This is a genomic window from Pseudogemmobacter bohemicus, from assembly GCF_003290025.1.
GTDB lineage: Bacteria > Pseudomonadota > Alphaproteobacteria > Rhodobacterales > Rhodobacteraceae > Pseudogemmobacter > Pseudogemmobacter bohemicus.
On the sequence record NZ_QNHG01000001.1, the window covers coordinates 127,780 to 141,524 of the forward strand.

Sequence of the window (13,745 nt, forward strand, 5' to 3'; positions counted from 1 at the left end):
GGGCTCATCTCTCCGATGCCTTTTCTGGCGAGAGGCTAGTGTGTGCGGCAGAAAGCGGCAAGCCCGGGCGCGACGGGGTGCGACAGGCTGCGACGGACCGCCCATGCGCGGGATGGGCGAACCTTCCCCCTTGTTCGCTGTGGGGGCGCGCGGCAGAGTCCCGGCCGTGGCAATCCTTGGGGGATGATATGCGCAAGCCGCTTGGTGTTTTGGCCCTTGTGTTGGGTGTTGGCGGATTGGGGCTCTGGGCGCGCGCCTATAATGCCCATGAGATTGAGGAAAGGATAAGCGCGGAGTCTGCGGCCCTGGTGGCGCCGGCGATCCATGGCATTGCAACCACGGTTTCGGGGCGCGACATCACCGCAACCGGCATGGCCGATACCGAGGCCGAGAAGGCCGGGATCCTCGCCGCGCTGGAGGGGGTCAATGGGCGCCGGGTGGTCAATGACGAGATCACCGTGCTGCCAAAGGCCAGCCCCTATGAGATGAGCCTGACCAAAGCCGAAGGCGCGGCCATGCTGGCCAGCGCCGGATCGGTCCCGTCCGAGGCTTTCCGCGCCAGGCTGGGCGCCTTGCCCGGGTCGCCGGATTCCGGCCCGCTGCTGCTGGCCTCGGGGGCGCCCGAGGGCTGGGATGCGTTGGTGAAAGCGGCGGCGGAGGCGCTGGTGCCGCTGGATTTCGGCGTTGCAGAGCTGAGCGATGACCGGCTGATGGTGACTGGCCAGGCGCGCAGCCCTGCCGAGGCTGCCGCCTTGCAGGCGGTGCTGGACACCCTGCCCGCAGGCAAGGCGATGGCGGATCTGACGCTGCTGGATGACGGCTCTCCCGCCGAATGGGATTTCGACTATGATGCGGCCAGCGGTGCCAAAGTCAGCGGCAAGCTGCCGGTCGGGCTGGACCTGGCCGCGATCACCGATGCGACCGGGCTGAAAGGCATCGTCAACGAGGCGAAGCAGGCGCTGATCGGCGCGCCGGGCGATGCCGCGATCCTGCGCGGCCTTATGCGCTGGCTGCCTTCGGTCGAGGCTTTGCGGGCCCGGATCGCGCCCGGATCGGCCGAGGTGCTGGCCATGGTCGGGCCGGGCACGGATGCCACGCTGCTGACCAATGCGCTGATCCGCGATCTTGAGGCCGCAGCGCCCGGGATCGCGGTCGCGGTCACCGTCGAAGAGGTGGCGGCACAGGGTGAGGACGGCGCGCAGCGCGTCAATGCGGTGACCGGCCAGGCCGAGGAACTGCGCGGTGGCTACTGGCTGCCGGTGGCGCAGATCACGCCCTCGCTGGCGGAATGCACGGCGGCCGCGAATGCGATCCTCAGCGCCTCGACGATCAATTTCGTCTCGGGCTCGGATCAGCTGGATGCGGATGCGCGCGCGGTGATCAACCGGCTGGCCTCGGTCATCCTGCCCTGCACCGGCACGGCGGCGCTGAAGGCGAAGATCGGCGGCCATACCGATTCAACCGGCGATGCCGGGATGAACCTTGGCCTGTCGCAGCGCCGGGCGGTCGCGGTCAGGAAAGCGCTGATCGCGCGCGGCGTGCCGGCGACCGCGCTGGTGGCGCAGGGCTATGGCGCCAGCCTGCCCGTCGCCGGCAATGACACCGAAGAAGGCAAAGCCGCCAACCGGCGCACGACGATTGAATGGGCCGAGTGATCGGGCCAGTGGTAACAGAGTCATGGGAGAATCAGGATGTTTCGGAATTGGGGGTTTCTTCTTGGCGAGATCTGGGTGCTTCTTCTGCTCGCCGCTCTGGTGGGGCTGCTGGCGGGCTGGTTGATCTGGGGGCGCCGCGAGACCAATATCCAGGTGGATCATTCCGCCGCAGATGAGGCGGTGCGGCTGCGCGCGAGCCTTGGCGATTGCGAAAAGGCGCGTGGCACCGCAGCTGAGCGGATCGCGGGCATGGAGGCGGATCTCGCAAAAGCGAAGGCCGATCTGAGCGCTTCGGCTGCGAAACTCGGCCAGACCGAGGCGGATCTTGCGGCCTGCAATGCCCGGCTGGCGTCTCCGGTTGCGGCGCCCGCTACAGCTCCGGTGCCGCTGCTTTCGCCGGTGGCAGCCAGCAAGCCAGCCTCGCTGGAGGCCGCGCGCGGCGGCAAGCCGGATGATCTGAAGCTGATCAAGGGCGTTGGCCCGGTGCTGGAAGAGCTGTGCCACAAGCTGGGCTATTTCCATTTCGACCAGATCGCTGCCTGGACTGCGTCGGAAATCGCCTGGGTCGATGAGAATCTGGAAGGGTTCAAGGGCCGGGTCACACGCGATAAATGGGTGACCCAGGCGCGGGACCTGGCGGCCGGCAAGGCGCCGCGCCCGGGTGGTGAGCACTGATCTTGCAGGCAAGACCGGAAAAGGGGCCGCGAGGCCCCTTTTATTGGGCGGTCGGGCGCGCCCGGGCCTGGCCGCGCATTGACGAAAATCCCTCGCGGCAATAAGCGGGGCATTCTGCCGGCACTGGCGCCGGTGGCGATATGGAAGGGAAATTCTCATGTCTGAGCTCCGCGATGCGGCGATGAAGTCGAAAGCCTGGCCTTTCGAAGAGGCCCGCGCGCTGCTCAAACGCTATGAGAAGAAGGCGCCGGAAAAGGGCTATGTGCTGTTCGAGACCGGCTATGGGCCGAGCGGTTTGCCCCATATCGGCACCTTTGGCGAGGTGGCGCGCACCACGATGATCCGCCGCGCCTTCGAGGCGATTTCGGATATTCCGACCCGGCTGATCTGTTTCTCCGACGATCTCGACGGGATGCGCAAAGTGCCGGAAAATGTGCCGCAGCAGGAGCTGCTGAAGGCCAATATCCAGAAGCCGCTGACCTCTGTTCCGGACCCGTTCGGCGAATATGACAGCTTTGGCCATCACAACAATGCCATGCTGCGCCGGTTTCTGGATACGTTCGGGTTCGAATATGAGTTCATCTCCTCGACCGAATTCTACCGCGCGGGGCTGTTCGACGCGACGCTGAAGCTTTGCGTGGAACGCTATGACGAGATCATGGCGATCATGCTGGCGAGCCTGCGCGAGGAGCGGCAGCAGACCTATAGCTGCTTCCTGCCGATCCATCCCGAGACCGGTCGCGTGCTTTATGTGCCGATGAAATCCATCGACAAGGTGAACCACACCATCACCTTCGACGATGAAGAGGGCCGCGAATGGACGCTGCCGGTCACCGGCGGTAATGTGAAACTGCAATGGAAGCCGGATTTCGGCGCGCGTTGGGCGCAGCTGGATGTCGATTTCGAGATGTATGGCAAGGATCACTCGACCAATACGCCGATCTATGACGGGATCTGCGAGGTGCTGGGCGGTCGCAAACCGAACCATTTCACCTATGAGCTTTTCCTGGATTTCGAGGGGCAGAAAATCTCGAAATCGAAAGGCAACGGGCTGACGATTGACGAATGGCTGACCTATGCCTCGGCTGAGAGCCTGTCCTATTTCATGTATCAGAAGCCCAAAACCGCCAAGCGGCTGTGGTGGGATGTGATCCCGAAGGCGGTGGATGAATATCACCAGCAGCTGAAGGCCTATCCCGATCAGACGGTTGAGCAACAGGTCAACAACCCGGTCTGGCATATCCATAACGGCAAACCGCCGAAATCCACGATGGTGGTGCCTTTTGCGATGCTGCTGAACCTGGCATCCGTTGCCGGGGCCAAGGATGCGGCGGGGCTTTGGGGTTTTATCCGCCGCTATGCGCCTGATGCTTCGCCCGAGGCGAACCCGGATCTGAATGCGGCGGCGGGTTTTGCGCTGCGCTATTTCCAGGACAAAATCGCGCCAAACCGGGTGTTCCGTCTGCCGAGTGACCCTGAGCGCGCGGCGATCCTTGATCTGCGCGCCCGGCTGGAGGCTTTTGCCGGGCCGGAAGAGGGTCATGCGGAGGATGAGGCGCTGCAAACCATCGTTTACGCGGTCGGCAAGGATCACGGGTTCGAGCCGCTGCGCGACTGGTTCAAGGCGCTTTACGAGGTGCTGCTTGGGGCCTCGGAAGGGCCCCGCTTTGGCGGTTTTGTCGCGCTTTACGGGGTGCCGGAATCGATTGCGCTGATCGACCGGGCCCTGGCCGGAGAGCTTGCAGGCTGATCTGCGCCTCCGGCGGGAGTATTTCAGTCAAGAGGAAGAGGGGGCTTCGGCCTCCTTTTTTTGTTGCGCGGGCGGCAGGGGCGGCGCGCGGCGGCATGAGTGGCGGTTAACGCTTTCTTTGTAACTCCTTCGGGGTCTGGCGCGGGACTGGTCCGGCGCAGGTGTTGATCCAGGCGGGGGTGCGAAGATGAATAAGGCGATTACCGAGGGACTGGCTTTGATGCCGCTGCCATTTTCTGCGGGGCTGGCGAACTGGTCATCAGTGAATGGGCGGCCTGGCGATGCCTCTTATGTGGGGGTCGCGGGGGCGGCTCTGGTCGGCAATGACCAGGATTTCGGCGGCTGTTTCGAGCTGCTGAAATCGTCATCGACGCAGCGCCTCCGGGCTTTCGCGCAGACGCCTTTGCGCCCGGATATGTATCTGCGGGTGACGGTGCGGATCAAGGCGATTGCGGGCAATCTGCCGGCGGTCCGGATCGCGGCCTGGGCGGGGAGTGCCGGCGCAACGAATGTCTCATCGGTGCCGCAGACCGGCACGGCGGTGAGCCTGTCCTCTTATGGCGAGGTGGTGACGGTCCAGGCCATCATCGGCGCGGGGAACCGGCCCGGGGTGGATCTGGTCTGGGGGCATCAGCCGGTCTTTGCCCATTTCGGCCTCGACCTGACCGGCCCCAATGGTGGGACGGTCAGGATCGACGATATCGTGATCGAGGATGTCACCTCGTTCTGGCTGCGTGATCTGACCGATGTGGTCGACGTGCGGGATCACGGCGCGGTTGGCGATGGCAGCAGCAATGACATGGCGGCCTTCCAGCGTGCCGATACCGCTGCTGCCGGGCGCACGATCCTGGTGCCTGCGGGGAGCTATGCGATCCAGGGCAATCTGACGGTAAACGCGCCGATCCGTTTCGTCGGCACCCTGACCATGCCGGCGGCGAACCGGCTGGTGCTGACGCGGAACTTCGATCTGGAGAGCTATTCGCGCGCCTTCGGCGACGATACCGAGGGCTTCCGGCGCGCGCTGCAGGCACTGTTCTACTACAATGACCATGTGACCTTTGACATGTCCGGGCGCCGGGTCGATCTGGCCGCACCGGTCGATGTCTCGGCGCTGTCGGGTCAGACCAGCTTCTCCAATCGCCGGGTGCTGCGGAACGGCTCGCTGAATGCCATCAGCGCGACCGCCTGGAATACCGAGACTTTCACCTCGGTCGGCACCTATACGCCCTCCTCGCACCATACGCGGCTTACCGCCGTCAGCAATGTCGCCAATATCCCGATCGGGGCGCTGGTCGAGGGCACCGGCGTCGGGCGCGAGGTCTATGTGCGCTCGAAAAACATCGGAGCCGGCTGGGTAGAGCTGTCAGAGCCGCTTTACGGCGCCGCCGGCACCCGCACCTACACGTTCCGTCGTTTCAAATACATACTTGATTTTGGGGGATATTCTCTGCTGAATCGCTTTGAGATCCATGATGTCGAGTTCAACTGTCTCGGCATTGCCTCGGGGGTGATGATGCCGGCGGCCGGATCGGTCAACCGGTTCGAGAACTGCACCTTCAACCGCCCGAAGGATCGCGGCATTTCCTCGGCAGGGACCGGCTGCCAGGGGATGCATGTCGATTTCTGCCAGTTCCTTTCGGATGAGCAATCGCTGCCGGCACAGAACCGCACCACCATTGCGATGAATATCAATGCCAATGACGTCAAGCTGCGGAACAATCGCGTCGTCCGCTTCCGCCATTTCGCGGTGATGAACGGCACTTCGCATATGATCCAGTCGAACCATTTCTTCCAGGGCGATGATATGGCGGCAGGGGTGCGGCTGGCGGGGATCGTGCTGACCCAGACCAATGTGGCCACGGTGATCACCGGCAATTACATCGACAATTGCTTTATCGAATGGGGCAATGAGCATGACGCCAATCCCGAGTTCAACAATGAATTCTCGTTTGGCGGGCTGAATATCGTCGGCAATATCTTTATCGCCTCGGATGTGTCCTCGGCCTTTCGCTGGGTGGTGGTCAAGCCCTATGGGCCGGGACATTTCCTGAACGGCTTCTGTATGGAGAACAACACGTTCCGGGTGTTCAACGCCACGATTGACCGGGTGGATCGCGTCGATACCACCCATTCGACGCTGGATTTCACCCGTTCGCGCGATGTGCGGGTCTCGGCCAATACCTATAATCAGGTCGCGCAGTCGATCTCGAACCCGGTGGTGGCGCAGCATGTCCAGAACACCAATGCCGAGACCTGGGTGGTGGATGCGTCGGGATATATCCCCTTTGGCGGCCGTATCCGCATGGTCGAGGCGGCGCAGCCCGAAAACGCGGTGACCAATGCCAGCAATGCGCTGCGCTATATCTCGCCCACCGCGCTGCCGGGGCAGGGGACCGGCGGCAACCAGGTTCAGCTCCGCTGGGGCGAGGCGGTCAAGGGCCGGGTCGTGGTGACGATGCGGATGGATCTGCCGGTCTGAGATCCACACCACGCGCAACGGAACCCATCGGGAAGGGGCGGTCTTCGGGCCGCCCTTTTGCTTTGCGCGGCCGGATGGATGGCGGATGAAAGGAGCGGTGCAGGCGCGAATCATTTTCTTGCGCTGGAAATGGTGAATCCCGAAAGGAAGTTTCCGGACAAGGGGCGCGCGCTGTTCCACATCCGGATAATCCGCGCCGTTCACGCTGGATCGCAGCGGGATCGCGGGTCTGTGAACGGCCAGGGTGTTGAAAAAAATGTCAAACCTGGGGCAATCCTTGTCTTAATTTACATTATTGACATACTTTCAGTGAAAAAATTTACAGAAAAATGATTGTGATAACAGGGGTTACTTAAAAATTCACCTCACGCTAAACTGTATATGGGAGAGAGATGTCGTGATCGGGGCAAGCGCCTCGGGTTCCGGCGATCTGATGGTTGCAGTTGAATGTGCCGAAAGACCAGGGGGAGGATGCCATGAAAGACCAGCCCGATCCGCGCGGGAGCCGCGCGCCGTCATCGGAATTTGCGCTGGGAGCGCATGTTGATGCGGCGGGTTACGCGCGTCTTTATGGGGAATCGGTTGTCTCGCCCGAGGGGTTCTGGGGTCGTGAGGGTCTTCGTCTGGACTGGATCGCGCCTTACACGGTGGTGAAGGAGACGAGCTTCGCGCCCGGGAATATCTCGATCCGCTGGTTCGGCGACGGCTCGCTGAATGTGGCGGCGAATTGCATCGACCGCCATCTGATCGACCGCGCGGACCAGGTCGCGATCATCTGGGAGCCGGATGATCCCGCCACCGATGCCGCCCGCCACATCACTTACCGCGAGCTGCTGGAGCAGGTCTCGCGCATGGCCAATGTGCTGAAGGCGCATGGCGTCAAAAAGGGCGACCGGGTTGTTCTTTACCTGCCGATGATCCCCGAGGCGGCCTATGCGATGCTGGCCTGCGCCCGGATCGGCGCGGTGCATTCCGTTGTTTTCGGTGGCTTTTCTCCAGATGCTCTGGCGAACCGCATCAATGATTCCGAGGCGAAGCTTGTCATCACCGCCGACTGGGCGCCGCGCGCCGGCAAGAAGACCGGGCTCAAGGACAATACCGACAAGGCGCTTTTGCACTGTTCGGACCGCGTCAAATGTCTGGTCGTCAAGCGCACCGGCGAGCAGACCTCCTGGGTCTCGGGGCGCGATTTCGATCTGCTGGCCGAGATGGCCGAGGCCCGTCCCTATTGCCCCTATGTCGAGGTGGGCGCCGAGGATCCGCTGTTCATCCTCTACACCTCCGGCTCGACCGGCAAGCCGAAGGGGGTCGTTCATACCTCGGGCGGCTACCTCGTCTATGCCGCGATGACGCATCAATATACGTTCGATTACCATGATGGCGATGTCTATTGGTGCACGGCGGATGTCGGCTGGGTCACCGGCCACTCCTATATCGTCTATGGGCCGCTGGCGAATGGCGGCACCACGCTGATGTTCGAAGGTGTTCCGACCTTCCCCGATGCCGGCCGTTTCTGGGAGGTCTGCGCCAAACACAAGGTCAACCAGTTCTACACCGCGCCGACCGCGATCCGGTCGCTGATGGGGATGGGGCCGGATTTCGTCGAGAAGCATGATCTGAGCAGCCTGAAGCTGCTTGGTTCGGTTGGTGAACCTATCAACCCCGAAGCATGGGCCTGGTACGACAAATATGTTGGAAAAGGGAAACTGCCGATCGTCGACACCTTCTGGCAGACCGAGACCGGCGGCCATATGCTGACGCCCCTGCCGGGGGCTACGGCGACGAAGCCGGGCTCGGCGACCTTCCCCTTCTTCGGGGTGAAGCCGGTGGTGCTGGACCCGCAAACGGCGGCCGTTCAGGAAGAGACCGAATGCGAGGGCGTGCTGTGTATCGCCGACAGCTGGCCGGGTCAGATGCGCACCCTCTGGGGCGATCATGCGCGGTTCGAAGAGGCCTATTTCAGCCAGTATAAGGGCTATTATTTCACCGGCGACGGCTGCCGCCGCGACGCGGATGGCTATTACTGGATCACCGGCCGGGTCGATGACGTGATCAATGTTTCGGGCCATAGGATGGGCACGGCCGAGGTCGAATCTGCCCTGGTCGCGCATGAGAAAGTCGCCGAGGCGGCGGTGGTGGGCTATCCGCATGACCTGAAAGGCCAGGGCATCTACGCCTATGTCACGCTGATGAACGGCGTCCAGCCCTCGCCGGAATTGCGCAAGGAGCTGGAGGCCTGGGTCCGCACCGAGATCGGCCCGATCGCCAAACCCGACCTGATCCAGTTCGCCCCCGGCCTCCCGAAAACCCGCTCCGGCAAGATCATGCGCCGCATCCTCAGAAAAATCGCCGAAAACGACTTCGCAGCCCTCGGTGACACCTCAACCCTCGCTGACCCAACCGTCGTCGATGACATCATCCAAAACAGGATGAATAAGGGATGAGCACAAGATGAGCGATGAGACCCCGGTTCTGATCCTGCTCGGCCCCCCCGGCGCAGGCAAAGGCACCCAGGCCAGGATGCTGGAGGAGGAGAATGGTCTCATCCAGCTTTCCACCGGCGATATGCTGCGCGCTGCCGTGGCTGCCGGCACGCCGGCCGGCCTCGCCGCGAAGGCGGTGATGGAGGCCGGGGCGCTGGTCTCGGATGAGATCGTGCTGGCGATCCTGCAAGAGCGGATGGCGCAGCCCGATTGCAACAAGGGGATCATTCTTGATGGCTTCCCCCGCACCGACGGCCAGGCCGCCGCGCTGGATCAGCTGCTGGCCGACCAGGGGCGCCGGATCACCGCGGCGGTCAGCCTTGAGGTCGATGACGAGGCGATGGTCGAGCGGGTTTCCGGCCGCTACACCTGCGGCGCCTGCGGCGAGGGCTATCACGACAGATTCCGCAAGCCGGCCAAGGCCGGCACCTGCGACAAATGCGGTGGTACGGACATGAAACGCCGGGCCGATGACAATGCCACCACGGTGCGCGAGCGGCTGAAAGCCTATCACGCACAGACGGCGCCGCTGATCGCCTTTTACGAGGCGAAAGGTGTGCTGGAGCGCATCGACGCGATGGCTCCCATTGCGGAGGTAACCGCCTCGCTTGGCCGCATCACCGGCCGGGTCGCGGTCTGAAACGCCGCTTTCCGGGGGAGGAGGGCCCCTGGTGAGCGGATAAGGGGGTGAACGGATCAGGGGCGGCGCATGACCCCCCGCAAGCCGGTCACATCAACAATCGCCGGATCCCTGCGGGGGCCGGCTGGCAGACGCCCCGCGAGCCGGGGCGATCTGTCGGGATACCGCCCGGGCGCATGAGACGCTTTCGGGCGCGGGTGTGTCTTTGTGCCTTTTCAGGCCAGGGACGGGACAACAGGGAGAGGCCGACCCGGAACGGGCGGTCAGACATGGAGGAAGCCAGATGGCAGCATCAACACCGGACGTGCGCGACCGCTCACGCCCCATGACCCGGGAAGAGAAGAAGGTTATTCTCGCCTCTTCCGCCGGGACGATCTTCGAATGGTATGATTTTTACCTTTACGGATCGCTGGCCGCCATCATCGGCGCACAGTTCTTCACGCCCTTCCCGGAAGCCACCCGCAACGTTTTCGCGCTGCTGGCTTTTGCGGCGGGCTTTATCGTGCGCCCCTTCGGCGCGCTGGTTTTCGGGATGCTGGGCGACCTTGTCGGCCGTAAATACACCTTCCTGATGACCATTCTCATCATGGGTATCTCGACCTTTATCGTCGGTATCCTGCCCAGCTATCACTCCTGGGGCGTCGCGGCGCCGATCATCCTGATCGTCCTGCGCATGTTGCAGGGCCTGGCGCTTGGTGGCGAATATGGCGGCGCAGCGGTCTATGTGGCGGAACATGCGCCGCAAAACCAGCGCGGCTATTTCACCGCCTTTATCCAGACCACGGCGACGCTGGGTCTTTTGCTGTCGCTGATCGTCATTCTGATGGTGCAGGGCTATGTGAACGGCAACTATCCCGACCAGCCGGTGCTGGACGCGGCGAGCCAGCCGGTTCTGAACCCCGATGGCACGCAGCAGATGATGAAAGCCTTCAACGCCTGGGGCTGGCGGATCCCGTTCATCGGCTCGATCGGCCTCTTGCTCGTGTCGCTTTATATCCGCGTGACGATGAATGAATCGCCTGCCTTCAAGAAGATGAAGGAAGAGGGCTCGGCCTCGAAAGCACCGCTGCGCGAAGCCTTTGGCAACTGGAAAAACGGCAAGATCGCCCTGATCGCGCTGTTCGGTCTGACCGCGGGACAGGCTGTGGTCTGGTATTCGGGCCAGTTCTACGCACTGTTCTATGTGCAGAACGTGATCAAGGTCGACAGCTTTACCGCCAACGTCTTTGTGGCCTGGTCGCTGATCCTCGGCACCTATGGCTTCATCTTCTTCGGCCGCCTGTCGGATAAAATCGGCCGTAAGCCGATCATCCTCGGCGGCTGCCTGATCGCTGCAATCACCTATTTCCCGGTCTTTGGTTTCCTGACCAAAACCGCGAACCCGATGCTCTATGCAGCGCATCAGACCGCGATCACCGTGACCGCAGATCCGGCTGACTGCTCGTTCCAGTTCAACCCGGTCGGCACCGCGAAATTCACCAATTCCTGCGACATCCTGAAAGCCGGTCTGACCGCGCGTTCGGCGAATTCGGAAACGGTCGATGCACCGGCCGGCACCATCGCATCGGTGAAAATCGGCGAGACCGAGATCCAGGGCTATTCCGGCGCGGCTGCTGACGCGGCGGATCAGAAGAAGCGTTTCGACACCGAGCTGAATGACGCGCTGAGCGCTGCAGGCTACCCGGTTGCGGGCCAGCCGAATGAGACCGTGGCTGTGGCGAGCAACTTCTTCGACATCTTCTCGGCTCAGAAGATCACCATCGTGCTGACCCTGACCTATCTCATCATCCTCGTGACGATGGTTTACGGCCCGATTGCCGCGATGCTGGTCGAACTCTACCCGACCCGGATCCGTTACTCCGGCCTGTCGCTGCCCTACCATATCGGCAATGGCTGGTTCGGGGGCCTGCTGCCGGCAACCGCCTTCGCGATCTCGGCCCAGAGCGGCAATATCTATGCCGGCCTGTGGTATGCGATCGTTGTCGCGCTGATGACGGTGGTGATCGGGGCGCTGTTCGTCCCGGGCGGCACCCATAAGAAAGACATTTTCGCGGACCAGAACCAGTAATCTGACCGCCGGTCTTCTTACCGTCTGAAACCGAAACGGGCCGGGAAAATCCCCGGCCCGCTTTCATTTCCGCCCCTGGCTTTCTCAGCCCTTGCGCGCCCGGTTGACCGCTTCCCAGACGCCAAGCACGATGCCGGTGATCACCGTATTCGTCACCAGCCCTGCAAGGATCTGGTCTTTCACCGGGATCTCGCTGCCGGCGGTCATGGTCATCGGGATCAGCACCGCGACAAAGACGATCCCGGCGCCAAGCGGGATCAGCGTGCCGCTGGCCGCGCGGGTGCGCATCATGGTCCAGACCAGACCGATAAGCAGGATGATGCGGAACGGATCGGCGAATTGCGAGACGATGATCTGGCTGAATGTCATGGATATGCTCTCCCTTTGCCTGTCGGGGTTACGGCAAAGCGGTGGTCCGGTCCATAATTTCCTGCCCTGTTTTCCACCGGTCTCAGCGGAAGCGGTCGATCAGCTTTTGCAAAGGATTGCGCGCGTCTTCGGGGGCGGGCTCTGCTGCCTGTGGCGCGGCTGCGGGCTTTTCTGCCGCCGGCTTCTTATCGGTCCCGCCCGAAGAGCGCGGCGGTGCGGTGCGCAGACTGACCGCGTTCATAAAGCGGGTGCCGTCGCCTTCGGCCAGCGCCACCGCACCATCCGAGAGGCCGCGCAGAAGGTCATCCAGCCAGTCCTGATCGGCTTTCGAGAAATCATTCAGCACATAATGCGCCACCGCATCCTTATGACCAGGATGCCCGATCCCCAGCCGCACCCGGCCATAAGCCTCGCCCAGATGCGCATGGATCGAGCGCAGCCCGTTATGCCCGGCATGGCCGCCGCCCTGTTTGACCCGCTGCTTGCCTGGCGCCAGATCCAGCTCGTCATGCAGGACGGTGATATCCGCGAGGTCGATCTTGTAGAAATCGACCGCCGCCCGCACCGACTGACCCGAGAGGTTCATAAATGTCGCGGGCTTGAGCAGGATCACCTTCTCGCGCCCCAGCCGGCCCTCGCAGACCTCGCCCTGAAACGCTTTCTTCCAGGGCGTGAAACCATGATCCGCCGCGATGCGGTCCAGCGCCATGAAGCCGATATTATGCCGGTTGCCGGCATATTTTGCTCCCGGATTGCCAAGGCCGACAAAGAGTTTCATGCGTGCCGCTCCTCCTCGCTGGTTGCGTTGCCCCGCCGCCCGATCACTGGACCCGGCTGGTCATTGCGCATAGCCTTGCCGCTATAGCGCCCGAACGGGCTCTGCTCAACCTGACAAGAGGCATCATGGCCGGGCTCGCCCATTTCACCATTCAGGGGATCAGGCTTACGCTGCCCGGGAATTCCTTTTCAGGGCGGCTGGCCCAGGCACTGGAAAGCGGGCGGTATGAGAATACCGAAGCCTCGGCGCTTTTGAAACATTTGCGGCCCGGGGATCGCTTTGTCGATTTCGGGGCCGGGATCGGCTTTCTCTGCGCATTGGCGGCGCGGGTGGTCGGGGAAGACCAGGTCACGGGTGTCGAGGCGGGCGATCCGACGATTGACCTCGCGCGCAACACGCTGGACCAGAACGGTTTTCCCGGGGTCAGGCTGATCCATGGCGCGGTGGTGGGCGCGCCCCGCCCGGGCGATGTGGTGGAATTCGGCCAGCGCGGCAATTTCTGGTCCTCGGGGCTGAAAAAGGGCGAGGACTGGGTGCGTGGAACCGAGGTGATCGAGGTGCCGGCGCTGGCTGCGGAACCGCTGCTGGCACGCCTGGCGCCCACGGTGCTCAGCTGCGATATCGAAGGGGCAGAGCTTGCGGTGCTGGCGGTGGATATGCCGGCCTCGCTCCGCCTGATCATCACCGAGATCCATCCGGGCAGCTATGGGCCCGAGGGCACGCGGCGGATTTTTGACGCGCTGTCGCGCCAGGGCTTTGCCTATGAACCCGACGGATCGCGCGGCGCAACGGTGGTGTTTCGCCGCATCGACAGCGTCTGAGACGCGCACAGAACTGAACACAGAGGA

At 62.9% G+C, this 13,745-nt stretch carries 11 protein-coding genes; 9 read left to right on the forward strand and 2 right to left on the reverse strand.

From position 1 onward, the window contains the following. Positions 1–188: 188 nt before the first annotated feature. From DRF71_RS00550 to DRF71_RS00585, 8 genes are all read left to right on the forward strand, one after another. Entirely contained in the window at positions 189–1,655 is a 1,467-nt protein-coding gene (locus DRF71_RS00550; RefSeq protein WP_112308701.1) for an OmpA family protein, read from the forward strand. 36 nt (positions 1,656–1,691) lie between these two features. Then, complete coding sequence (locus DRF71_RS00555; protein WP_112308702.1) at positions 1,692–2,330, forward strand: hypothetical protein; 639 nt, start codon at positions 1,692–1,694, stop codon at positions 2,328–2,330. Between the two features lie 157 nt (positions 2,331–2,487). Beyond that, positions 2,488–4,080 (forward strand): lysine--tRNA ligase, encoded by a 1,593-nt coding sequence (locus tag DRF71_RS00560; RefSeq protein ID WP_112308703.1) that lies wholly within the window; start codon positions 2,488–2,490, stop codon positions 4,078–4,080. Between the two features lie 187 nt (positions 4,081–4,267). Continuing rightward, positions 4,268–6,559, forward strand: a complete 2,292-nt coding sequence (locus DRF71_RS00565; protein WP_112308704.1) for a glycosyl hydrolase family 28-related protein — start codon at positions 4,268–4,270, stop codon at positions 6,557–6,559. A 78-nt stretch (positions 6,560–6,637) separates the two neighbouring features. After that, positions 6,638–6,892, forward strand: a complete 255-nt coding sequence (locus DRF71_RS00570) for a hypothetical protein (RefSeq protein ID WP_112308705.1) — start codon at positions 6,638–6,640, stop codon at positions 6,890–6,892. Between the two features lie 143 nt (positions 6,893–7,035). Further along, positions 7,036–9,003: an acetate--CoA ligase gene (gene acs, locus DRF71_RS00575; RefSeq protein ID WP_112309888.1), complete on the forward strand. Its 1,968-nt coding sequence runs from the start codon at positions 7,036–7,038 to the stop codon at positions 9,001–9,003. Between the two features lie 7 nt (positions 9,004–9,010). Then, on the forward strand, positions 9,011–9,682 hold the full coding sequence (locus DRF71_RS00580; RefSeq protein WP_112308706.1) for an adenylate kinase: 672 nt from the start codon (positions 9,011–9,013) through the stop codon (positions 9,680–9,682). 283 nt (positions 9,683–9,965) lie between these two features. Further along, entirely contained in the window at positions 9,966–11,750 is a 1,785-nt protein-coding gene (locus tag DRF71_RS00585; protein ID WP_198672032.1) for an MFS transporter, read from the forward strand. Between the two features lie 84 nt (positions 11,751–11,834). On the opposite strand, the gene DRF71_RS00590 is transcribed toward DRF71_RS00585, so the two are convergent. Together DRF71_RS00590 and pth are read right to left on the reverse strand one after the other, a co-directional pair. Then, positions 11,835–12,119, reverse strand: a complete 285-nt coding sequence (locus tag DRF71_RS00590) for a hypothetical protein (protein ID WP_112308708.1) — start codon at positions 12,117–12,119, stop codon at positions 11,835–11,837. A gap of 82 nt (positions 12,120–12,201) precedes the next feature. After that, the gene (pth, locus tag DRF71_RS00595) at positions 12,202–12,897 is read right to left on the reverse strand and encodes an aminoacyl-tRNA hydrolase (protein WP_112308709.1); all 696 of its coding nucleotides are present in this window, start codon (positions 12,895–12,897) and stop codon (positions 12,202–12,204) included. 2 nt (positions 12,898–12,899) lie between these two features. Between pth and DRF71_RS00600 the strand changes: the two genes are divergently transcribed. Beyond that, positions 12,900–13,718, forward strand: coding sequence for an FkbM family methyltransferase (locus DRF71_RS00600; protein ID WP_157970846.1), 819 nt, complete (start codon positions 12,900–12,902; stop codon positions 13,716–13,718). Positions 13,719–13,745 lie beyond the last annotated feature (27 nt).